This is a genomic window from Bradyrhizobium sp. LeoB3, assembly GCF_055456055.1.
In genome coordinates, this window is record NZ_JBVBEF010000039.1 from 29,526 (window position 1) to 52,073 (window position 22,548).

20 protein-coding genes are annotated in these 22,548 nt (G+C 63.7%); 6 read left to right on the forward strand and 14 right to left on the reverse strand.

All coding sequences use genetic code 11. From position 1 onward, the window contains the following. Nucleotides 1-21 precede the first annotated feature (21 nt). The 5 genes from ACZXDY_RS23660 to ACZXDY_RS23680 form a co-directional block, all read right to left on the reverse strand. The gene (locus ACZXDY_RS23660; protein ID WP_130229526.1) at nucleotides 22-495 is read right to left on the reverse strand and encodes a DUF2867 domain-containing protein; all 474 of its coding nucleotides are present in this window, start codon (nucleotides 493-495) and stop codon (nucleotides 22-24) included. Further along, complete coding sequence (locus tag ACZXDY_RS23665) at nucleotides 495-1,910, reverse strand: MATE family efflux transporter (protein WP_464347147.1); 1,416 nt, start codon at nucleotides 1,908-1,910, stop codon at nucleotides 495-497. The genes ACZXDY_RS23660 and ACZXDY_RS23665 overlap by 1 nt, the downstream gene beginning before the upstream one ends. A 150-nt stretch (nucleotides 1,911-2,060) precedes the next feature. After that, entirely contained in the window at nucleotides 2,061-2,348 is a 288-nt protein-coding gene (locus tag ACZXDY_RS23670; protein ID WP_464347148.1) for a hypothetical protein, read from the reverse strand. 60 nt (nucleotides 2,349-2,408) lie between these two features. Beyond that, on the reverse strand, nucleotides 2,409-3,704 hold the full coding sequence (gene murA / locus ACZXDY_RS23675) for a UDP-N-acetylglucosamine 1-carboxyvinyltransferase (RefSeq protein WP_464347149.1): 1,296 nt from the start codon (nucleotides 3,702-3,704) through the stop codon (nucleotides 2,409-2,411). Nucleotides 3,705-3,828: 124 nt separating this feature from the next. After that, complete coding sequence (locus ACZXDY_RS23680; RefSeq protein ID WP_464347150.1) at nucleotides 3,829-4,965, reverse strand: aldo/keto reductase; 1,137 nt, start codon at nucleotides 4,963-4,965, stop codon at nucleotides 3,829-3,831. 151 nt (nucleotides 4,966-5,116) lie between these two features. Here ACZXDY_RS23680 and ACZXDY_RS23685 point away from each other — a divergent pair, with 151 nt between their 5' ends. Further along, complete coding sequence (locus tag ACZXDY_RS23685; protein WP_464347151.1) at nucleotides 5,117-6,052, forward strand: LysR family transcriptional regulator; 936 nt, start codon at nucleotides 5,117-5,119, stop codon at nucleotides 6,050-6,052. Between the two features lie 27 nt (nucleotides 6,053-6,079). Here ACZXDY_RS23685 and gyrB read toward each other — a convergent pair whose 3' ends face one another. Further along, nucleotides 6,080-8,515, reverse strand: coding sequence for a DNA topoisomerase (ATP-hydrolyzing) subunit B (gyrB, locus tag ACZXDY_RS23690; protein ID WP_028162530.1), 2,436 nt, complete (start codon nucleotides 8,513-8,515; stop codon nucleotides 6,080-6,082). 334 nt (nucleotides 8,516-8,849) lie between these two features. Here gyrB and ACZXDY_RS23695 point away from each other — a divergent pair, with 334 nt between their 5' ends. Next, on the forward strand, nucleotides 8,850-10,736 hold the full coding sequence (locus tag ACZXDY_RS23695; protein ID WP_464347152.1) for an acyltransferase family protein: 1,887 nt from the start codon (nucleotides 8,850-8,852) through the stop codon (nucleotides 10,734-10,736). Nucleotides 10,737-10,738: 2 nt separating this feature from the next. Here ACZXDY_RS23695 and recF read toward each other — a convergent pair whose 3' ends face one another. From recF to rpsT, 5 genes are all read right to left on the reverse strand, one after another. Then, entirely contained in the window at nucleotides 10,739-11,878 is a 1,140-nt protein-coding gene (gene recF, locus ACZXDY_RS23700) for a DNA replication/repair protein RecF (protein WP_464347153.1), read from the reverse strand. Nucleotides 11,879-11,956: 78 nt separating this feature from the next. Then, the gene (locus ACZXDY_RS23705; RefSeq protein ID WP_051396563.1) at nucleotides 11,957-12,262 is read right to left on the reverse strand and encodes an endonuclease domain-containing protein; all 306 of its coding nucleotides are present in this window, start codon (nucleotides 12,260-12,262) and stop codon (nucleotides 11,957-11,959) included. A 149-nt stretch (nucleotides 12,263-12,411) separates the two neighbouring features. Next, nucleotides 12,412-13,530, reverse strand: coding sequence for a DNA polymerase III subunit beta (gene dnaN / locus ACZXDY_RS23710; RefSeq protein WP_130229516.1), 1,119 nt, complete (start codon nucleotides 13,528-13,530; stop codon nucleotides 12,412-12,414). A 361-nt stretch (nucleotides 13,531-13,891) separates the two neighbouring features. Continuing rightward, complete coding sequence (dnaA, locus tag ACZXDY_RS23715; RefSeq protein ID WP_028162525.1) at nucleotides 13,892-15,322, reverse strand: chromosomal replication initiator protein DnaA; 1,431 nt, start codon at nucleotides 15,320-15,322, stop codon at nucleotides 13,892-13,894. A gap of 1,212 nt (nucleotides 15,323-16,534) precedes the next feature. Further along, on the reverse strand, nucleotides 16,535-16,801 hold the full coding sequence (gene rpsT, locus ACZXDY_RS23720; RefSeq protein WP_028162524.1) for a 30S ribosomal protein S20: 267 nt from the start codon (nucleotides 16,799-16,801) through the stop codon (nucleotides 16,535-16,537). Nucleotides 16,802-17,157: 356 nt separating this feature from the next. On the opposite strand from rpsT, the gene ACZXDY_RS23725 reads away from it, so the two are divergent. From ACZXDY_RS23725 to ACZXDY_RS23735, 3 genes are all read left to right on the forward strand, one after another. Further along, nucleotides 17,158-17,475, forward strand: coding sequence for a hypothetical protein (locus tag ACZXDY_RS23725; RefSeq protein ID WP_028162523.1), 318 nt, complete (start codon nucleotides 17,158-17,160; stop codon nucleotides 17,473-17,475). A 132-nt stretch (nucleotides 17,476-17,607) separates the two neighbouring features. Then, on the forward strand, nucleotides 17,608-18,264 hold the full coding sequence (gene msrA / locus ACZXDY_RS23730) for a peptide-methionine (S)-S-oxide reductase MsrA (RefSeq protein WP_464347154.1): 657 nt from the start codon (nucleotides 17,608-17,610) through the stop codon (nucleotides 18,262-18,264). Nucleotides 18,265-18,368: 104 nt separating this feature from the next. After that, nucleotides 18,369-19,103 carry a polysaccharide biosynthesis/export family protein gene (locus ACZXDY_RS23735; RefSeq protein WP_464347155.1) on the forward strand — a complete coding sequence of 245 codons (735 nt, stop codon included), beginning with the start codon at nucleotides 18,369-18,371 and terminating at the stop codon, nucleotides 19,101-19,103. Between the two features lie 97 nt (nucleotides 19,104-19,200). Here the strand turns inward: ACZXDY_RS23735 and ACZXDY_RS23740 are convergent, their stop codons facing one another. The 3 genes from ACZXDY_RS23740 to ACZXDY_RS23750 all read right to left on the reverse strand — a co-directional run bounded on the left by ACZXDY_RS23740 (nucleotide 19,201) and on the right by ACZXDY_RS23750 (nucleotide 21,160). Next, nucleotides 19,201-19,872 (reverse strand): dienelactone hydrolase family protein, encoded by a 672-nt coding sequence (locus ACZXDY_RS23740; protein WP_464347156.1) that lies wholly within the window; start codon nucleotides 19,870-19,872, stop codon nucleotides 19,201-19,203. Between the two features lie 152 nt (nucleotides 19,873-20,024). Next, on the reverse strand, nucleotides 20,025-20,375 hold the full coding sequence (locus tag ACZXDY_RS23745; RefSeq protein ID WP_464347157.1) for a hypothetical protein: 351 nt from the start codon (nucleotides 20,373-20,375) through the stop codon (nucleotides 20,025-20,027). Next, the gene (locus ACZXDY_RS23750; protein WP_464347158.1) at nucleotides 20,372-21,160 is read right to left on the reverse strand and encodes an alpha/beta fold hydrolase; all 789 of its coding nucleotides are present in this window, start codon (nucleotides 21,158-21,160) and stop codon (nucleotides 20,372-20,374) included. The genes ACZXDY_RS23745 and ACZXDY_RS23750 overlap by 4 nt, the downstream gene beginning before the upstream one ends. A 211-nt stretch (nucleotides 21,161-21,371) precedes the next feature. On the opposite strand from ACZXDY_RS23750, the gene ACZXDY_RS23755 reads away from it, so the two are divergent. Continuing rightward, nucleotides 21,372-22,469: an HD-GYP domain-containing protein gene (locus ACZXDY_RS23755; RefSeq protein ID WP_028162517.1), complete on the forward strand. Its 1,098-nt coding sequence runs from the start codon at nucleotides 21,372-21,374 to the stop codon at nucleotides 22,467-22,469. Nucleotides 22,470-22,548: the final 79 nt, after the last annotated feature.

The following is a 22,548-nucleotide window of genomic DNA, read 5'->3' on the forward strand; positions in this document are numbered from 1 at the left end:
CGCGATGCGGTTAGGCTGGCTCTAAAGCGCGACCTGCCGCAGCATCGCGGCCACGACCAGACGGTGAAAGGGCAGGATGATCGCGAGGTAGGTCCGGCCGAGTCGATTATGCGTCCGCACCAGCGTGGTGGTGGTGACCTCCTGGCTGCCAGCATGGGCGGTGACATCGACCACGACACGAAAATCGAGATGGCTGTCGTTGAAGCCCGCCACCAGCCGTTCCGGCGTCTCGCTGAGAACCGGAAACATGCCGACCATGCCAAGCGATGCCCTATCGCCTTCGCCCGACGTCTTCAGGCCAAGCGGCGCGACGATCAAATTGCGTAGCCGCAATAGCGCTTCAATCCAGCGCTGCCGGCGCGCGAACATCTTCTCGGCGGCCTTGCGCGCATCGAGCGCGGTGCCGTCGACGGCGATACGAAAGGCGTCGATGAACTCGGCGCCGGCGAGGAGCGGGCCGGGATCGATATCGGGCGTGACTTCGCGCGCTTTCATCACATGGCCAGTCTGTTGCTCAGCAGGCGGAAACGCAAGATGAGCAGAATGGCATAGGCCGCGGTTCCGGCCGATAGCCCGATCCAGATGCCGACCGCGCCGAGCGTGGTCGCGAAGCCGAGCAGGCATGCGGAGGTGAACCCGATCAGCCAGTAGCTGATCGTGGCGAACAGCAGCGGCAGGCGCGTATCGTTCATGCCGCGTAGCGCGCCGGCGGCCACCGTCTGCACACCATCGGCGATGAAGAACGTCGAGCCGACCAGGAGCAGCGAGGCCGTCAATTGCACGGTCGCTTCGGCTGCTTCGCCGAGGAAGATTTCGGCGATCGCGGATCGTCCGAGAATGACAAAGAGCGTCATCGTCGACATGAAGGCGATGCCGAGCCCGGTTGCGACGAGCCCCGCGCGCCGGACCGCTTGCGCATCGGTGCGTCCGACAGCATGGCCGACGCGGACCGTCGCCGCCATGCCGATGCCGAACGGCACCATGAACAGGATGGCTGCGATCTGCAGCGCGATCTGATGCGCGGCCAGCGCGGCCGTCGAGATCAGGCCCATCAACAGCCCCGCTGCGCCGAACAGGCCAAATTCCAGCAGGAACGAGACCGAGATCGGCGCGCCGACAATGACGAGCTGCCGCATCAGTGGCCAATCGATGCGCCAGACGCGGCCGAGCACCTGGTATTTCCGGAACGGCCGGCGGCGGTAGGCGAACCACAGGCCGGCGAGGAAGGTCCCGAGATTGACGATCGAGGTGGCAATGCCGACCCCGAACAGCCCGAGCGACGGCAATCGCCAAGCGCCATAGGAAGCACCATAGAGCAGGAGATAGACCAGCAGCGCATTGGCCGGGATCGCCGCGAGCGTGATCCACAGGATCGGCTCGGGCCGGTTGACCGCGCTCATGAAGCCGCGGATCGCAATGAACCACAGCGCCGGCAGGATGCCCCAGGCGAGGCCGAACAGATACTGCTGCGCGAGCTGCGCGGCCGTGGCGGACTGGCCGAGCGCGAGCAGGATCTGCTCGCCGCGGAACGGCAGCACCATCAGCGGCAATGTGATGAACAGCGCGGCCCACAGCCCGACGCGGAGCGAGCGCCGCACCATGCGCGGATTGCGCGCGCCAAAGGCTTGCGCCGCCAGCGGGGCGACGGCGGACATCAGGCCCATGCCGAAGGTGAAGCTGACAAAGTAGACCGTGCCTGCCAAGGCTGCGGCGGCGACAGCCTCGTCGCCGAACCGGCCGATGAAGGCGAGGTCGGTCGTCATCATCGCGATCTGGCCGAGCTGCGTCAGCGCCATTGGCACTGCCAGGCGCAGGGTCTCAGTGAACTCGTCGCGCAAATGGTGACGAGGCGCACGCGCAGCCACGCGCGGCGCCATCGAAGCGCGTTCGATGTTCTCGGTTGAGGTCATGACGTGAGATTAGCACTGCCGCGCGCCTAAAAGGTGGCGGAACAGCCACTGCGGTGGCCCGGGTGGAGCGCAGGCGTAACCCCCGCCCCCTCGCGAATGCCGATGCGGCTGTCCCGGGTTGGCTTCGCTTCACCCGGGCTGCGGCCCGGTTTACGGCTGGCCCTGCCTGATCGCGTTGATTTCGCGCTGCTGGGCCTCGATGACGCCGTCGGCGATCTGTCCGACGCGGGGATCGCTGACATGGGCGCGCTCGCTGGTCAGGAGCGCCGCCGAATGGTGCGGGATCACGACCGGGATGCCCGCGACGCCGCTCGGGCTCTCGTTGCTATGCGCGAGCCAGAGCGCAATCGTCAGCACCGCGACTGCTGCCGCGGCAATGGTGAGATTGGCGGCATCGCCGCCGGTGATCTGGAGAAAGCTGGGCAGACGAACGCGCATGGTCGCACCTGCCTATGGGGGATTGGCAGTGCAACGGACCGGTCGGCCGATTGTTCCAATTTACCGCACGCGTTCGGGCACGCGGGTGATCTTGGCGCCGAGCGCGTTCAGCCGCTCTTCGATCCGCTCGTAGCCGCGCTCGATCTGGTCGGCATTGTTGATGGTGGAGGTGCCCTCGGCGCAGACGGCCGCAAGCAGCATCGCCATGCCGGCGCGGATGTCGGGGGAGGTCATCGGCGCGCCGCGCAGGCGGCTCGGACCGGCGACGATGGCGCGATGCGGGTCGCACAACACGATGCGCCCGCCCATTGCGATGAGCTTGTCGACGAAGAACATCCGCGATTCGAACATTTTTTCGAACATCAGGATGACGCCATCGCATTGGGTCGCGGTGACGATCGCGATCGACATCAAATCGGCGGGGAAGGCCGGCCAGGGCTGGTCCTCCAACTTCGGCACATGGCCGCCGAAATCATCATGGATCTTCATGGTCTGGCCCGAGGGCACCACGAGGTCGTCGCCCTCGACGCCGCAGACGATGCCGAGCCGCTCAAAACCCATCCGGATCGAGCGCAGATGCTCGACGCCGGCACGCGCGATGCGCAGCGGCGAGCGCGTCACCGCGGCAAGCCCGATCAGCGAGCCGACCTCGATGTGATCGGGCTGGATCGCGTAATGCGTGCCGCCGAGCGTGGCCGGGCCGTGCACGACGATGGTATTGGTGCCGATACCCTCGATCTTGGCGCCGAGCGCGACCAGGAAATGCGCGAGATCCTGCACATGCGGCTCGGACGCGGCGTTGCGCAGGTAGGTGGTGCCGCGCGCGGCCACGGCCGCGACGAGCGCGTTCTCGGTCGCGGTGACGCTGGGCTCGTCGAGGAACACGTCGGCGCCTCTCAGGCGGGAGGCGCGGAACTCCAGCCGATGGGTCGCGGTGACGCTCGCGCCCAACTGCTCGAAAGCGAGGAAATGCGTGTCGAGACGGCGGCGGCCGATCACGTCGCCGCCGGGCGGCGGCAATGCGACTTCTCCGCAGCGGGCGAGCAGGGGTCCCGCAAGCAGGATCGAAGCGCGGATCCGCGCACACAGTTCCGGATCGAGATCGGCGGCGCGGATCTCCTTGGCGTGGATTGCAAGCGTGTTGCGCTCGGTCCACTCGGCCGACGCGCCGACGGAGCGGCAAAGCTCAACCAGCGTCTCGGTGTCGCGGATCCGCGGCACATTGGTCAGCGTGACCGGATGCTCGGTCAGTAGCGCCGCCGCAATGATCGGCAGCGCCGAATTCTTGTTGCCGGACGGCTCGATCGTGCCGGAGAGCCGGTGGCCGCCCTCGACGATATATTGGATGGGCGCCACGTTGTCCTCGACGGGTTGGTTGGTTCGCTCGTGGAAGATTCCGTAACGGAATCAAAGGGCAGTCAGAGCGACATAGCACACAAGGCTCGTCCAAGTCATGCCCTTAGCATCCACTGCCCGGCCATCAGGCCGGGACTGGGGCGGCCTGTTCGATGAGCCCGCTTTCCTTCAGCTCCTGCCAGAATTCCGCGGGGATCTTGGCCTGCATTGAATTGTAGTCCTCGAGGATCTGCCGGTGGCTGCTCGCGCCCACGACCAAGGCGACGACAACGTCAGGGGCTGATGAGAACTGCAACGCCGCGGTCCGCAGATCGACGCCGTGGCGGGCGGCTGCTGCGCGCAGCTGGTCGCGTTTCTCGATATGGGCCGGGGAGATCTTGTAGTTGTTCGGCCCGTAATTGTAGCGCGGACTGCCGGAGATGAAGCCTGCGTTCAGCGCCGAGCCGATCACCAGCGACACGTTCTTTTTCCGCACCGCCGGGAAAACCTGATTGACGGCGTTGGCATGATCGACCAGCGAGTACTGCGACGCGCACAGGCAGACGTCGGGATCGGCAACGTCGATGACGCGCAGGATCGGCTCGGGACAATTCACGCCGATGCCCCAGGCCTTGATGATGCCTTCCTCGCGCATGCGCGAGAGTGCCGGGAACGCGCCGCGTTCGGCGATCGCGAACTGCTCCTGCCATGATGTCGGGAAGTATGGAAAATCAGGCGAGATGTCGTGGACGAACGCCACATCAAGGCTGTCGACGCCGAGCCGCTGCAGGCTGTCCTCGATTGAACGGCGAACACCGTCAGCGGTGTAGTCGTAGGTGACGTCATTCGGCGAGTCCGAGAGTGGAAAGATTTCCGCATGCCGGTTGTTCTTCGAGGCCTTGAACAGCTTGCCGACCTTCGACGACAGTACGTAATCGCCGCGGGGCTTGTTGTGCAGGAAATGGCCGAAGCGGCGCTCCGACAATCCGAAGCCGTACCAGGGAGCCACGTCGAAATAACGCACGCCGGCGCTCCATGCGGCCTCGAGCGTCGCCTCGGCGTCCTCGTCGGTGACCTTGTTGAACTCGTTGCCGAGCGGAACACCGCCCAGCCCGAAGCGGAACCCCGGCTTGAAAAGTTGTGTCGCCCGATTTGCCTGTGCCATGCGATTGTCTCCTTTGCTGTCGGTGTTGGCTGTCACCAATGACGGCGCTGCGAGGGCGCCGACCGCTGCCGCGGCGACGGTGAGAAAATCCCTGCGGCTGCCAGTTCGTTTCGTCATCACGTGTCTCCTTCGGTCATGCGGGGAAGGCGCCGGGAGCGCGGCTCCATGCGCGGCGCCTCTTCCTTGAAACTTGAGTATGGGTCGTAAAACCGCGGCCACCAGGATAGGTTCGTTGAGTGCAGCTCAACGACGCCTTGAGAAGCGGTTCATGAAAACGTTCGACCGAAACATGCTGGCGGACTTGAACGTGTTCCTGACGATCGTGCGCCGCGGCAGCCTTGCCAAAGCGGGCATCGAACTCGGCGTGAGCACGTCCGCCTTGAGCCATCGCCTGCGCAAGCTGGAGTCCGATTTAGGCGTGAGGCTCCTGCATCGCTCGAGCCGTTCCGTCAGGCCGACCGACGCTGGCGCCTCGCTCGCGGCTGAACTGGAGAGCGGATTTCGCGCCATCCGCGATGCCTTGACCGGGCTGGAGAACCATCGACGTGTCCCGGTGGGGCGGCTTCGTCTCAACGTTCTCCGTGATGCCGCGCGGCTTGTGCTTGGTCCCGTGCTGCCGCGTTACTGCAAGGAATTTCCGGGCATGCATGTCGACGTAACCGTCGAGGATCGCATGGTCGAGATCATCGCGGAGGGCTTTGACGCCGGCATCCGCTATGGCGATCGCGTGCCGCTGGACATGGTGGGGATAGCGCTGACGAAACCGTTGAAGTGGGTCGTGGTCGGCTCACCCGAACTGATCGCGCGTGCTGGCCGTCCCGATACTCCCGGCGATCTGCTGCAGCTTCCGTGCGTCGAGATGCGCGTCGGCGATCACCGCAACTTCCCGTGGGAATTGGGCAATGGCGATTCGATGATCCGGCTCGATGTCCGCGGGCCGGTATGCGCCAACGAGACGGAACATGCGGTCGACATGGCGCTGCGTGGCGTGGGCTTCGTCTATTGTCTGGAACGGCGGATCGAAGCGGAGGTCGTATTGGGCGCGTTGGAAATCCTGCTGCCGGAATGGGCCTCGGAAGGCCCGCCATTCACCATCTACTATCCGAGCCGCCGCCAACCGCCGCCCGGTCTGCGCCAGCTTATCGACCTCACGCGTAGGCGCGAAAACCTGCCGCCATTGGCAGCGACCGACGCCGGCGCCTGATGCGCTCGGGCTGGCAGCGTCGCGGCCTCAGATGTCGATGTTTGCGCTGAGCGAGTTTTCCTGGATGAAGTCGCGGCGCGGCTCGACCACATCGCCCATCAGCTTGGTGAAGATGTCGTCGGCCTCATCGACCTCCTTGACCTTCACCTGCAACAGCGAGCGCGCGTCGGTATCCAGCGTGGTCTCCCAGAGCTGCTCCGGGTTCATCTCGCCGAGACCTTTGTAGCGTTGCAGGGTCAGGCCCTTGCGGGCCGTGTTGGTTACGGCTTCGAACAGGTCGACGGGGCCGTAGATGAGTTGCTCGCTGTCCTTGCGGCGCAGCTTGCCGGAGCGGGCATAGACGCTCTGCAGCCGCTCCCGGTATTCGTGGAGCTTGCGGGCGTCGGCCGAACCGAGGAAGGCGTCGTCGATGACGGCGACATCCTTGACGCCGCGCACGGTGCGCTCGAACATGAAGCCCTGGCCTTCGACGAATTGTCCGGCCCAGCCGCGTTCGACTTCCTCGGCCTGATTGTCCAGCCGTCCCGCCATGTATTCTGCCGCGGCAGCGGCCGTTTCCGGATTGCTGTAGATATCCTTGCCAAACAGACCTGCGATGGCAGCCTGCTCGACGACCTTCCGATTGTAGCGGCTATGCAGGTTGCGCAGCACGGCGCGAATGACGCGGGCGTCGTCGATCAGGGAGCGCAGATCGCGGCCCGAGCGTTCCTCCCCGGTGCCAAGCGTGAACACGCAATCGTCGAGCCCGGCCTCGATCAGATAATCTTCCAGCGCGCGCTCGTCCTTCAGATACTGCTCGGACTTGCCGCGCGTGACTTTATAGAGCGGCGGCTGCGCAATATAGAGATAACCGCCGTCGATGATCTCGCGCATCTGGCGATAGAAGAAGGTCAAGAGCAGCGTGCGGATATGGGCGCCGTCGACGTCGGCGTCCGTCATCACGATGATCTTGTGATAGCGCAGCTTGTCGATCGAGAAGTCGTCGCTGATCCCGGTGCCGAGCGCCGTGATCAGCGTACCGATCTGCTCAGAGGACAGCATCTTGTCGGGGCGGACGCGCTCGACATTGAGGATCTTGCCGCGCAGCGGCAGCACCGCCTGGAATTCGCGGTTGCGGCCCTGCTTGGCGCTGCCGCCTGCCGAGTCACCCTCGACGATGAAGAGTTCCGACTTGGCGGGATCCTTCTCCTGGCAGTCGGCCAGTTTGCCCGGCAGCGAGGAGACCGCGAGCGGATTCTTGCGGGTCAGTTCGCGCGCCTTGCGCGCGGCCTCGCGGGCGGCCGCGGCCTGGATCACCTTGCCGACGATGACTTTCGCCTCGCTCGGATGCTCCTCGAACCAGGCGGCAAGGGCCTCGTTGATGACGTTCTCGACAACGGGACGCACTTCCGAGGACACCAGCTTGTCCTTGGTCTGCGATGAGAACTTCGGATCCGGCACTTTCACCGAGAGCACGGCGGTCAGGCCCTCGCGGCAGTCGTCGCCGGTCAGCGTGATCTTTTCCTTTTTCGCGTTGGCCTCGGCATAGCCGTTGACCTGACGCGTCAGCGCGCCGCGGAAGCCGGCCAGATGGGTGCCGCCGTCACGCTGCGGGATGTTGTTGGTGAAGCACAGCACGTTCTCGTGGTAGCTGTCGTTCCACCACAGCGCGGCTTCGACCCCGATGCCGTTCATCTCCGAACGGACCATGATCGGATTGGCGACGACCGCCTTCTTGTTGCGGTCGAGATATTTGACGAATTCCTCGACGCCGCCGACATAGTGCAGTTCCTCGCGCTTCTCGACCGCATGGCGCATGTCCGAGAGCACGATGTTGACGCCGGAATTGAGGAAGGCGAGCTCGCGCAGGCGGTGTTCCAGCGTCGCGAAATCATATTCGATGTTCTTGAAGGTCTCGGTGGAGGCGAGGAAGGTGACCTCGGTGCCGCGCTTGCCATTGGCGTCGCCGACCACCTTCAACGGGGCGAGCGAATCGCCATGGGCGAACTCGACAAAATGTTCCTTGTCGTCGCGCCAGACGCGGAGCTTCAACGAACTCGACAGCGCGTTGACGACGGATACGCCGACGCCGTGCAGGCCGCCCGAAACCTTGTAGGAGTTCTGGTCGAATTTACCGCCGGCATGGAGCTGGGTCATGATGACCTCGGCCGCGGAGATGCCTTCGCCCTTGTGGATGCCGACGGGAATACCGCGGCCGTCGTCGCGCACGGTGACGGAATTGTCGGGATTGAGCACGACTTCGACGCGCGTCGCATGGCCCGCGAGCGCTTCGTCGATCGCGTTATCGACGACTTCATAGACCATGTGATGCAGGCCGGAACCGTCATCGGTGTCGCCGATATACATGCCCGGCCGCTTGCGCACGGCATCCAGGCCCTTCAAGACCCGGATCGATTCCGCACCATATTCCACGGGAATGGGATGCTCGCTTTCGGCAGGGGTCTGCCGGGCTGGTTCTGTCATGTGAGGCCTTAGGATGTCCCGAATCAGCAGCGCAAAACTGAGGGCTGATTACACTATTTGTGCCACGAAAGATGCATCGCGCCTAGCGCAAAGTCTGTCTCCGCAAGCTGTTGAATAACTAGTATTTTTCTGCCTTTTTTCAAGGCGGTTTAAGGCTGTTTCAAAGGCCGCGAAAAAGCGCGATTCGAGGTCCATTTCGAGCGCTCGAGAATCCCGATTTGGATCGCTCGGCGAGCTCCCTCTGGCAGCGCTTCGCGGACCTGCTAGAGAGGGCATCGAAGCGGGCTGACTTCGATGCCTTCTCCTAGTTCCGCGATTTCCGGATTATTTGCCCTTGTCCCTGCCGTCCCAGCTTTATCGGCCCGATATCGATGGCCTCCGCGCCATCGCCGTGATGCTGGTGCTGATCTTTCACGCTTTTCCTGAAGCCGCGCCGGGCGGGTTGGTCGGCGTCGATGTCTTCTTCGTGATTTCCGGCTTTCTGATCACCGGTATCATCGCGCGCGAGCTCGGCGAGCAGCGCTTCAGTCTCGCCGGCTTCTATGCCAGGCGCATCCGGCGGATTTTTCCAGCGCTGATCGTCGTGCTCGCTGTCGCGCTGGTGGCGGGCTGGCTATTGATGCTGCCGTCCGCCTACGTGCAACTGGGCAGCGACGTCTTTGCCAGCGCTGCGTTTCTCGCCAACATCGCGCTATTGCTGCAGTCAGGCTATTTCGACGTCGAATCGGCGAAAAAGCCGCTGCTGCATCTGTGGTCGCTCGGCATCGAGGAGCAGTTCTACCTGTTCTGGCCGCTATTGCTGATCCTGGTGGCGCGGCTGCGGCTGAAACTGTTCTGGATCGCCGCAATCCTCGGCGCCGCCTCCTTCGCCCTCAATCTGGTGCTGATCGGCGCAAACCCGGTCGCAACCTTCTATCTGCCGTTCACGCGCGCCTTCGAATTGCTCGCCGGCGCCTTGCTGGCGCTGGGCTGGAGCCAGACCGGCAAACCGACCGTCGCGAGTGATTGGCGTGCGTTCGCAGGGTTCGCCCTGATCGCGCTCGCGGTCGGCCTGTACGACAGTCACAGCCAGTTTCCGGGTTGGCGCGCGGCGCTGCCGGTAGTTGGGTCCGCGCTGCTGCTGTCGGCTCCCGCTGCCTGGCTCAATCGCAGCCTGCTCGCCAGCCGACCGATGGTATGGATCGGGCTGATCAGCTATCCGCTCTATCTCTGGCACTGGCCGCTGCTGGTGTTCTTCGCGCTGATCAAGTTCAGTCCGCTGACGCTGCTCGAGCGCGGCCTGATCCTGCTGCTCAGCGTGCTGCTCGCCTGGGCGACCTACCGCTTCATCGAGAAGCCGCTGCGTTTCGGCCGGCCGCAGCCGCGCAAATTGGTTGCGCTGGGTGCCAGCATCGTGCTCATCGCCGCGCTCGGCGGCACTGTCGTTTGGGGGCGTGGCTATGATTTCCGCCTGCCGCCGGAAATCCGCGCCATGGCCGGTGTGTCGACACAATCAGCGCAATGGCGGTACCACCGATGCCTGCTCGATCTCGGCCGCGACACATCGTTCGCAGATGATTGCGTCGATCAGGGCCACCGTCCGCTGGTCGTGATCTGGGGCGACTCGACCGCGGGCGCGCTGTTGCCCGGGTTGCGGAAAGTGCAGGAGACGAAGAATTTCGGCATCGCGCAGTTCACCTCGGCATCCTGCGTCCCCATCCTGAATATCGATGTGCCCGGCACGCCCAACTGCCGCGCGATGAATGACAAGGTGTTCTCACTGATCCGCGATATCAGGCCCGACATCGTGCTGATGCACGGCACCTGGGATCGATATCCGGATAAGATCGCCGAGACCGCCGCCGCGCTGAAGCGTGAGACCGGCGCGCGCGTGGTCGTGCTCGGTGCGGTGCCGACCTGGCGGCGCGGGCTGCCGAATGAAGTGCTGCGTTATTTCCTGCTCTATCACGACCTGCTCCCGGCGCGCTGGAGCGGCGGCGTGACCAGCGGATGGTTCGACGCGGTGATGCGTGACAAGCTTGCGCCCACCGGTGTGGACTTCGTCTCCGCCTGGGATGTGCTGTGCAATGGCGAGGGCTGCCTGACCCGGATCGGCGACAGTGCCGGCGATATCACCGCAAGCGACGGCATTCACCTCACCGAGAAGGGTTCGGCCTATCTCGTCGACGCGGTGATTGACCGTGTGCTCGACGGGCGCAAAGCAGGCGATCCGGGAAAGTAGCGTCAGCCGCGGCGGTTGATGCGGCCTGCCTCGACGTCGAAGATCTCGCCATTCGCTCCGATATCGACGAATGCGGCGGGATCGGCGCCGGTCATCCAGACCTGCGCGCCGAGCTTTGCCAACTCGTCGAACAGCGCCTTGCGCCTGTTCGGATCGAGATGCGCCACCACTTCGTCGAGCAACAGCAACGGCACGATGCCGGTCATCTCGGCGACCAATGTCGCATGTGCCAGCACCAGCCCGATCAGAAGCGCCTTCTGCTCGCCGGTGGAGGCGTCGCGTGCCGGCATGTTCTTCGGCGCGTAGACGACCTGCAGATCGGTCAGATGCGGGCCGTCGAGCGTGCGTCCGGCGGCGGCATCCCGCGCGCGGCTGAGGCGCAGGATCTCGCGGTAGCGGTCCTCGACGGCCGTTGCGGGCTCGCTGAGCAGCGCATTCTCCATCCAGCCGTCGAGCGCGATCTCGGCCGAAGGAAACGCTGAGCCCTGCGCGCGCTTACGCAGCATCGCCGACAGTCTTGCGGCGGTCTGGCCGCGCGTCGCCGCCACCGCGACCGCAAGCTCAGCGGTCTCGCGTTCGATCGCGCCGCACCAGTGGTCGTCATAATTGCGCACTTCCAGGAGGCGATTGCGCGAGCGCAGCGAGCGCTCCAGCGCCGAGACGCGGCTGGAATGCTCGGAGTCGATCGCAAGCACCAGCCGATCGAAGAACCGCCGTCGTTCGGAGGCCGCGCCCATGAACAAGCCGTCCATCGCAGGCGTGAGCCACACCATGCGCAGATGGTCGCCGAACGCCGCGGCCGAACCCACCGGCTCGCGATCGATGCGGCAGCGCCGGCTGACGCTCTCGCCGCCTTGCGCGGGCGCTTCGATCCCGGTGCCGAGCGTCGACAGTCCCAGCGCGCCCTCGACCTCGGCGGAGACCGCCCAGGAACCTTCGCCCTGGTTGTCGGCGACGTCTTCCAGCGTCGCGCGGCGCAGGCCCCGCCCCGGCGCCAGAAACGAGATCGCCTCGAGGCAATTGGTCTTGCCGGCACCGTTCGGCCCGACCAGCACCACCACGTCACCGCGCGTCGAAACGCTCGCCGCCCGATAACTGCGGAAATGCGTCAGCGACAGCCGATGGATGCGCGAAGGGGTCATGTCGTTCGTCGTCCTTCCCCTCTCCCCTTGTGGGAGAGGGTGGCGCCTCGCGAAGCGAGGCGACGGGTGAGGGGTATCTCACAGCTCGGCAAGCTTTGCGAGTATGTCCTCCAATATCGCCCCGGGTTGCAGCAGCACATCGTTGTTCCAGTAACGTGCGACACGAAAGCCTTCCGCGATGAGGGCGGCTTCTCTCACCGCATCTCGTGTCGATGACGCGTGCTGACTGCCGTCTATTTCGATGACGAGGCGCTTCTCGAAACAGACGAAGTCGAGAATATAGGTCTGAAACGGGACTTGGCGACGAAACTTCAGGTGTGAAAGGCGTCGATCGCGGAGCAATCGCCACATCTTCGCTTCGGCATCGGTCGGCTCCAGCCGCATCTTCTTTGCGAAGGTGCGGATGCGCTTGGCGATCGGTCGATGGTGTGGTGTTTGCGGCGCAAACCCCTCACCCGGCGCCTCACTTCGTGAGGCGCCACCCTCTCCCACAAGGGGAGAGGGTACGTCGGAGCGCGTTTCGCGGGACGAGGTCACACCCGCATGGGCATCAGCACGTACAGCGCGCTCTTGTTGTCCTTGTCCTGCACCAGCGTCGGCGAGCCGGGATCGGCGAGTTTCAGGACTGCGACTTCGCCCTCGATCTGGGCGGCGATGTCGAGCAAATAGCGCGAGTTGAAGCCGATATCGAGTGCGTCGGAGGCGTATTCGACCTCCAGTTCCTCGGTGGCGCTGCCGGAATCCGGGTTTGTCACCGACAGCACGAGCTTGCCTGCCGACAGCGACAGCTTGACCGCGCGGCCGCGCTCGCTGGAGATGGTCGAGACGCGGTCGACGGCGGCTTCAAAATCCTTCTTGTCGACCACCAGTTCCTTGTCGTTGTTCTGCGGGATCACGCGGCCGTAATCGGGGAAGGTGCCGTCGATCAATTTCGAGGTCAGCACCACATTGCCGAGCGTGAAGCGGATCTTGCCCGGCGAGAGCTCGATGGTGATTTCCGCCTCCGTATCCTCGATCAGCCGCTGCACTTCGCCGACGGTCTTGCGCGGCACGATCACGCCGGGCATGCCGGCGGCACCCTTCGGCTGCACCAGGTCGACCTGCGCCAGGCGATGGCCGTCGGTCGCGACGCCACGGAGCGTCGCCTGTTGGGCGCTGCCCGCCGAATGCAGGTAGATGCCGTTGAGGTAATAGCGTGTCTCTTCGGTCGAGATCGCAAACTGCGTGCGGTCGATCAGGCGCTTGACGCCGGCGGCGGGAAGCGAGAACGAATGCGTCATGTCGCCGGCGGCCAGATCCGGGAAATCGCTCTCCGGCAGCGTTTGCAGGGTGAAGCGCGAGCGGCCGGCCCGGATCGCCAGCACCGAGCGGTCGCCGTCCGCCTCCAGCACGATCTGGGAGCCGTCGGGCAGCTTGCGCACGATGTCGTAGAACATGTGGGCGGGCACCGTCGTCGAGCCGGCGGTGGCGGTTTCCGCGGCCAGCGTCTCCGTCACCTCGAGATCGAGGTCGGTCGCCTTCAGCGAGAGTTTGGCATTTTCGGCGCGGACCAGCACATTGCCGAGGATCGGGATGGTGTTGCGACGTTCGACCACGCGATGCACGTGGCCGAGCGACTTCAGGAGTTGCGCGCGCTCGACGGTGACCTTCATTGCAATACCCGCCAGATCCCTGAGTTGAGCATGGTCTGTCCGAAAACCGGTAACCCACCGTGCTCTGAGATGGAAAGGCCGGGCGGCCATGGGGCGCGCCGCGGCGTTTGAGGCCCGAAAGCCGATCAATCCATGGGATTTGACCAAACCGTCGGGGGGACCGCAAGGTGGCGCGGATAACGCGCGAGCGCAAGGGAGTGGGACGCCGTTCCCCACGTTTTCAGGCATTAAAGGCCGTTCCCGCCCCGGCTAGAGCATGATCCGGAAAAGTGGAAACCGGTTTTCCGAAAAGATCATGCTCAAACAAAAGGATGGGACCATGATCCGGGATCGGATCATGGTCTGGGCGGGAGGGAAGAATTCATTCCTGCAATTGGCGCTTCAGGGATTCGACCTCTTCGGAGAGCGAGTTGTCCTTGGCGACCAGTGCTTCGATCTTGCGCACTGCATGAAGCACCGTGGTGTGGTCGCGCCCGCCGAAGCGCCGGCCGATCTCGGGCAGCGAGCGGAGCGTCAGCGTCTTGGCCAGGTACATCGCGACCTGGCGCGGGCGCACCACGTTCGCCGTGCGGCGCGAGGACAAGAGGTCGGAACGGCTGACATTGTACTGCCGGGCGACCACGCGCTGGATGTCCTCGATCTTGATGCGCTTCGGCTCCTGCGGGCGGATCAGATCGCGGACCTCGCGCTCGGCCATCTCCAGCGTCACCGGCTGGTTGTTCAGCTTGCTGTGCGCGAGCAGGCGGTTGATCGCGCCCTCGAGGTCGCGGCCATTATGGGTGATGGTGCGTGACAGATAGTCCAGCACCTCGTCCGGCACGTCGAAGCTTGCGTGATGGACGCGGGCCGCGGCCACGCGCGATTTGAGGATGCCGAGGCGCAGCTCCTCGCCGAGCGATCCCATTTCGACCACGAGCCCGCCGGCAAGCCGCGAGCGCACGCGATCGTCGAGGCTTTCCAGATCGGACGGCGGACGATCGGCCGCGATCACGACCTGGCGGCCGGCATCGATCAGCGCATTCAGCGTGTGACAGAACTCGGCCTGAGTCGATTTGCCTTGCAGGAATTGCAGGTCGTCAATCACCAGCACGTCGATGCCGCGCAGCGCTTCCTTGAACGCCAGCGCCGTCTGCGTCTTCAGCGCCGCGACGAACCCGTACATGAATTTTTCCGCGGTGAGATACAGCACCTTGCGCTCGCCACCGGAATTGCCGGCCCAGGTCACTGCCTGCAGAAGATGGGTTTTACCGAGCCCCACGCCGGCATGGATGTAGAGCGGGTTGAACATCACCGGATCGCCGCGACGACCTTCCGCAACCTGGCGCGCCGCCGCATGCGCGAGCGTATTCGAGCGGCCGACCACGAAGCTCGCAAATGTCAGCCGCGGATCGAGCGGTGAACCACCGAGCGCATCGTGGCTCGCCGATACCGGCGCGGTCGCGGTGGAACGCAGTTCGACGGAAGGCCGTCCTTCCGGACGCTCGACGCGGCGCGTTTCTGCCGGCGCGGGAGTCTCCTTCACCGTGGCCGAAGGCCGCACTGCCGTGCGCACGGTCAGATCGATGCGATGAACCTCCGGCATCTCGGCCTGCCAGCAGGAGAGCACGCGATCGGCGTAGTGCGCCTGGATCCAGCTCTTCAGGAATCGGGTCGGAACCGACAGGCGGACGCTTTCGTCCTGCACGCCCTCAAGATCCATGCGTGCAAACCAGCTCGTATAGACATCCTCCCCTACGCTCGTCCGCAACCGTCCCTTCACCCGCGACCAGCGATCCTGTTCCGTGTTTGTCATTGCCTGAAGACTTTTCTCAAGAGTAGTGCCGTTGATTGTGAAAGCGCCGTGCATGTTTCTTGCCACGGCGCGACCTCTAGCGAGGCCTTCTGTTCCGGGCACATCTCTCCCGTTCGGCGAAACCGCCGCAGGGCAGATTATGTGCTGGAACAGACGTGCGTTCGCGAGGTCAGCGCGTACTCGAAGGAGTATCCGGAGTTCGCGTGAAGCTGTTTGCGGAAGAGCAATTCAAGGTGTCGAATACGGACTTGTCTGAAATGCGCAATTCGAATGCTGCGATGGTTCCGTAAATCATACTGCCTCCCCCTCTCGCCGCGATTGCGCGCGGCGAGCAATCCGCTCGCAAGTGGTCCAAATTCAGTGTGCCGCTCCCAAACATCGAAATGTCCAGTGCTGCGCCGCCGCGTAGTTCAGTCCTTGTCAACCCAGTCACGGGCTCCGCGTTCCCCGCTGCTTAAGGCCGCGGCTGTTGCGTGTCTCCCCAGTTCGTCTCTCCCGCAGCGCGGACGCTGCGATCGAGAAATCCAGACACAGAACAGCCGTTCTCATACTGCTATGAGTTGCCAACTCAGCTTCGCTTGGAAAGCGTCGCTAACGCGCACACCGCCGCCGATTTGCACGTCCGCCCGTGGGTCTAAAATCGCGCTGATCTTAAGAGCCGTGGGCGCCGCGAACGCATAAACAAATACACCAAGCGTGATTTCTGACAATCCGTTGTTTGTGGCTCGTGAGTTGAGTCTTCGCCGGTGTTGCGGCATTGCAATTGCGAAACCGGAAAGCAAGTTTTTGAATCACCGCGCAGATTCGCGCGTGTCACAAAGCGCGGTGTAACGGAAAAAAAAGTTCATAAAATATTTACGTAGCATCTCGGCGGCGCCAATTTTCAAACAAGTTGGCTTCGCTATGTGGGTAAGTGATTAGCGAGACGGAGTTTTTCGCGATTGCTTTTGGAGGGTAACCCTTCGCGGCTTTTCGCCGAGGAAATGTTTAGTGCTATTCCATTATGTGGCGCACGCGTGCGTATTTAATCGCGTCGTCGCGTGTAAAGCGCAGCAAGAACTGCAGGTCCGGTAAACTACGGGCACACTGAATACGGCACACGCGCTGTCCTGCAACAGCGAGTCACTTCGAGAGCACAGTCGTTCGAAGCTTCGCAAAAGAAAAAGGCCCGGCATAAAGCCGGGCCTTTGACGAAAATGTTTTTCCGTCAGTTCACTTCGCCAGCTTGGCGATCTGATGCGTCAGGCGCGAGACTTTGCGGCTCGCAGTATTGCGGTGAACGATGTTGCGCTGTGCGGCCTTCATCAGTTCTGGCTCGGCATGCGCCATCGCCTTCAGCGCTGCATCGCGGTCGCCGCGCTTGATCGCTTCTTCGACCGAGCGAACCGCACCACGCATCTGGGTGCGGCGCGACTTGTTGATGATGGTGCGGCGGGCAATCTTGCGGGTCGCCTTCTTGGCGGAAGTGGTGTTGGCCATGGTCTCAATTGTCCTTCGGCGTTGGTCGCTCTGTTGGTCGGGCTCGAGCGCGCCGGCCGTTGAAATCGCGTGATCTACTCTGCTGTGTTGTCGAGATGTGTTCTTGAGGGAGCCGTGCCCAGAAGCAAAAGTCCCGGCGGCCGCCCGTCCAAAGAACAGCGGCGGCAGGATTGCGCCCGCCGCCATTGCGCGGTCTTATAGAGGGACCGGCCCCCAGCGTCAACGTTTTCCACCCGGTTCGGAGGGCCGAAACCGGCAGAAAATGGCCGCCAAGGTGCTGAACAGGTTGAATTTCCGCCCTTCCTGCCGTTAATGGGCCTTGGCGCGCTTGGGGCGGACAGGGACTAGGGTGAGGCATGATCCGCGGGTTTTTTCGGTTAATCGGCCTGCTGCTCCTGGCCGGCGGATTTGTTTTCATGGTCTATGACGGCGCCCGCTTCGTCGCCGATCAGACCCTGCGCTTCACCCGCTTCGGCCAGTTCTGGAACGACATCCACCAGTCCAGCCAGGCGGCCTTCCGTGCCTGGATCGAGCGCACCGCGCCTTTTCTCTGGGACAGCGTGATCAAGATCATCCTCGACCAGCCGGTTTTCGTCGTGCTCGGTGTCGCCGGCATCCTCTTGATGATCCTGTTCCGGCCGCGCAAGCCGCTGATCGGCTACGCGCGCGATTGATCCGAACTTTGCTCCTTCGGGTTGTGGGGACGTAACAGGGGTGCCAGATTGCGCGTAAATACCTATATTGAGGGCCAAGCCGGCCGAAGCCGCTCTCGGCTTCAGGCCGATATGCCCGCCTGGAGGTAATCCATGTTGTTCATGCGCAAGACCACCGCGTTGCCGAGTGCAGCCGAAGCGCTGCCGGGACGCGCCACGCCGATCCCGACCGCCACCACCCACTTCGTCAAAGGCAGCAAGCTGCAGCCGCCTTATCCTGAAGGTCTGGAGCAGGCGGTGTTCGGGCTCGGCTGCTTCTGGGGCGCGGAGCGCAAATTCTGGGAGCTCGGCGATGGCATCTACACGACCGCCGTTGGCTATGCCGGCGGCTACACGCCGAATCCGACCTATGAGGAGGTTTGCTCCGGTCGTACCGGCCACACCGAAGTGGTGCTGGTCGTGTTCGATCCGAAGAAGATCTCCTACGAGCAACTCCTGAAGACATTCTGGGAAAATCACAACCCGACGCAGGGCATGCGTCAGGGCAACGATGTCGGCACGCAATATCGCTCCGCGATCTACACCTTTGGCGACGCGCAGCGGAAGGCCGCGGAGGCCTCGAAGGCCGCCTATCAGAAAGCGCTTTCAGCCAAGGGCCTCGGTCCGATCACCACCGAGATCGCAAAGGCCGGCGAGTTCTATTTCGCGGAAGACTATCATCAGCAATATCTCGCCAAGAATCCGGCGGGCTATTGCGGCCTTGGCGGCACCGGCGTGTCGTGCCCGATCGGGGTCGGCGTCACCGCCTGATCGCGTTTTCCCTCGCCCCGCAAGAGCGGGGCGAGGGAGTTCTCTCTAACAAACCATTTGTTAACCATAACCGGTGCAAGACTAGGCTGTCTCGCTTTTCAGGGATGGCCAGGGTGCGGGTTGCACGCGCGTTTCGATTGCCGATCACTGCCGTTATGACTGCACTCGTGCTGTCAGGCTGCATGCACGCGAGCGGCCCGGTCGCGGTCGCTCCAGCGCCGGCCGATCTCGACTCCATGGCTTATGGCGGGCCTGCCAGCCCTGCGCCGGTCGCGGTCGCCAGCAGCGGCGGTGGCGCCGTCGGCGCGCTTCGCTCCGCCTTTGCCGCTTCACCCCGCGCGGCCTATGCAGCGGCGCCGGTTGCTGCGGTCCGCTACGACTCGGCCTATCATCTCGATGCCGGCGACCGGCTGCGTGTCGTGGTCTACGGCCAGGAAGGGCTCACCAACACCTACGCGATCGATGCTGCCGGCTCGATCACCATGCCGCTGATCGGGCAGGTGCCTGCGCGCGGCCGGACGACGTCGGGGCTCGCCGGCGAGATCGCGGCAAAGCTGCGCAGCGGCTATATCCGCGAGCCTTCGGTCGCCGTCGAGATCGAGGCGTACAGGCCGTTCTTCATCCTCGGCGAAGTCGCCGCGCCCGGACAATATCCGTACGTGCCCAATATGACCGTCGAAAGCGCCGTAGCGATTGCGGGCGGCTTCTCGCCGCGCGCCAAGCGCGACATGGTGACGCTGACGCATACCGACGCTGGCGGCTCGGGGCGCTACACCGTGCCGCTCGGCACGCCGATGAGTCCCGGCGACACGGTGTTCGTCGGCGAGCGGTGGTTCTGAAAGCATCACCTTGTCATGCGCGGACTTGACCCGCGCATCCATCGAAAGTGAGTTTTCCGAAGTTGATGGATTGCCGGGTCAAGCCCGGCAATGACGATCAGCGTAAATGCTTCGCGAAGAACGCTAGGCTGCGCGGCCAGGCGATGTCGGCGCTGGCCTTGTCGTAGCTTGCCCGTTCGTCGCAGTGAAAGCCGTGCTGCGCGCCGGGATAGATGTGGATCTCGACCTCGGGCCGCTTGGCCTTGATGGTCTCCACATCGGTCAACGGAATACCTGAGTCCTTCTCGCCGAAGTGGAGTTGCGTCGGCACCGTCGGCTTGTCGTCGGCAAAGCGGACGATAGCGCCGCCGTAATAGCCGACGGCTGCCTTCAGGCCCGTCAGCTTGGTCGCCGCGACATAGGCGACGCTGCCGCCGAGGCAGAAGCCGATGATGCCGACCGGGCCGACGCGCTTCACGGCATCAATCGCAGCCTGCGTGTCGCGCAGTATCGCCGTCCAATCCGGATTGGCGACGAACTTTCGCGCGACGGCGATTTCATCAGGGGAATAGCCGCTCTGGAAATTCGGCTCGCTGCGGTCGAAGATCGAGGGTGCGATCGCGACATAGCCTTCCTGCGCGAGGCGGTCGCAGACCGAGCGGATGTGGTGGTTGACGCCAAAAATCTCCTGGATCACCACGATCGCGCCCTTTGGCGCGCCGGCAGGGTCCGCGCGGTAGCCGCCGAGTTTGAAGCCGTCCGAAGCCGTCAGCGTGATATCTTGTCCCATGGGTCATCCCTTCTGGTTTGAGGGTTGCAATTGCGGTTCGCGAAAGAGGAGCGGGTAGATCATGATCCGATTACGGAATCGGATCATGATCTCCTCTCTTGTTTGAGCATCATCTTTTCGGAAAACCGGTTTCCACTTTTCCGGATCATGCTCTACCGCCACATCCAGTTCTGGCCCCAGTCGGCTTTCCAGCCGGCGAGCCGTCCTTTGCGGAACTGCAGGAACAGCCGGTCCGTGTGCGGGAACAGGCCGCTGCCACCGAGGTCACGGAAGGTGAGATAGATCTCGTTGCCGGGACGTCCGCTAATGTAGGTGAGGGGCGTGCCGAGCGCGCGCGACGTCTCTTCCACATCCATCCCGAACACCAGCGGCGTAATGTTCGACAGCGTCGTCACGAAAGTGGATGGCGCAGGAGCAGGACCGCCAAATGGCGGCAGGTGTTGCGCGCAGGCCGGTTCCGCGGCAGCGGCGAGCACGAGCAGTGTCGCGGTCATCCTCCTCATGACGCGGCCTTCTGCTCCGACTTGACTTCGAGGCTATCGAGGAACGGCAACACCGTCTCGATGAAGGCTTGCGGCTGATCGATATTGACGGCGTGGCCGGCGGCCGGGATCACGACCTTCTGCGCGCCGGGGATCTTGGCCGCCATATAGTCGGAGGCGGCGAGGAACGGCGTGTCGTCAGCGCCGACCACGATCAGCGACGGCACCTTGATCTCGGGCAGCGACTCGATCACGCGCGCGTCGCGCTGGGTCAGCATGCCGCGGGCGGCAAGCGCAAGACCGGTGGCATCGCGGTGCGTTACCGTGGAGCGCTCACGGCTGAACGACTTTAAAAGGTCCAGGCCTTCGCGCTCGAACTTCTCTGCGGTGTCGTAGGCGCGCTTGTTCCAGGCATCGCGGGCGTCGTCTTTCTTGAAGCCGGGTCCGGTGTCGATGATCAGGAGCGCGCGCACCCGCTCCGGGTAGGCGCGATAGAATGCAAGCGACATATAGCCGCCGAGCGAGAGCCCGCCGACGATCGCCTTTTCCGCGCCGACCGTATCGAGCAGCGCGGCCATGTCGGCGACCGTCAGGGCTTGGCTATAGGACGCGGGATCGCTCGGATAGTCCGACTGGCCGTGGCCGCGCATGTCCCACAGCACCAGCCTGTGGCGCTTCGACAGCGCCCCGACCTGGCCCTGCCACATCGCGGAGGTCGATGAATAGCCGTGGGTCAAAAGCAGGGGAGGGCCATCGCCATGGATCTCGTAGTAAATCTCGACCCCATCTCGCTTGATTTTCGGCATTGCGTTTCCCCGACCAGATTTTCCGCAGCGATGCTGCGCAATCATCCTAGCGCGATCCGTTCGCGGGTGGGAAATGCGGAAATCGAAGGTCCGATCGTTAAAATTCGAGCATTTCCGCTAGACCGCTGTTCATCACGCCCATTAAGCCGGAGGGAACCCCTTTTCCGCTAGCCTTCGCTGTCGATCGTCATTGCGAACGCCCAGGAATTTCATGACAGCGTTAGCCAACAAGAATTCGCTAAGACGCCGCCTGTTGCTGGCGTCGGATCGCGGCGACCAGAGCAGCGAACTGGCGAGGATTTTGCGGTCCGTCGGCGAGGTCGATACCATCTCGACCGCGGAGATTCCCGAGAACCCCGCGGATAATCTTTCGGGCATCGTGGTCGACATCAACCTGCGCTCGCCCGAGAGCGTGCAGCTCGTGCGCAACAAGCTCAGGACGGAAGCCTATCGCGAAATGCCGCGCCTGTTCGTGCTGCAGGATGCATTGCACCACGCGACCATGCAGGCCTGGGCGCTCGGGGCCACCGACACGATCTCACGTCCGTTCGACGCTGCCGGACTGTTGCAGCGCATTCGCGCCGCGTTTCCGGACGCCGACGGCTACGATGAAACCGATCGCGGCAAGGCGCTGAATCGCGGCGTCGAGGCGGCGCACGCGGTCATGGTCAAGATGTTCGAAAAGCTGCCGGCCGGCGTGCCCCTGCAATTCAGCGACATCGTCGCCGCCGAGCGCAAGATCCTGAAGGCGATCAAGCACTCATCCTTGCGCGAATGGCTGACCATGGTCGGCTGCCATCACACCGACACCTATCGTCATTGCCTGTTCGTGACCGGCTTTGCGGTGGCGTTCGCGCAGCACCTCGGCATGCGCGAGGACGACCAGCGCCGCCTCGCCCGCGCGGCGCTCTTGCACGATGTCGGCAAGGCGTTCATCCCGACCTCGATCCTGGACAAGCCGACCGAATTGACGGCGGACGAGATGGCCGAGATGCGCGAGCATCCGCGGCGCGGCTACGAGGCGCTCTTGGTCCAAGGCGGCTTTCCGCCCGAGATGCTCGACGTGGTGCTGCACCATCACGAGATGCTGGACGGCTCCGGCTATCCGAATGGCCTCCACGGCGGCCAGATCAGCGACATCGTGCGGGTCACCACCATCGTCGATATCTATGCCGCGCTGGTGGAGAGGCGCGCCTACCGGCTGCAGTTCACCCACGCCAAGGCGTTCGCGATCATGGAAGATATGGGCGCCAAGCTCGACCAGCAATTGCTGCAGGCGTTCCGCCCGGTCGCGTTCGGGCATTATTGATTGTCACCGTCATTCCGGGGCAACGCGCAGCGTTGAACCCGGAATCTCAAGATTCCGGGTTCGCGCGATGCGCGCCCCG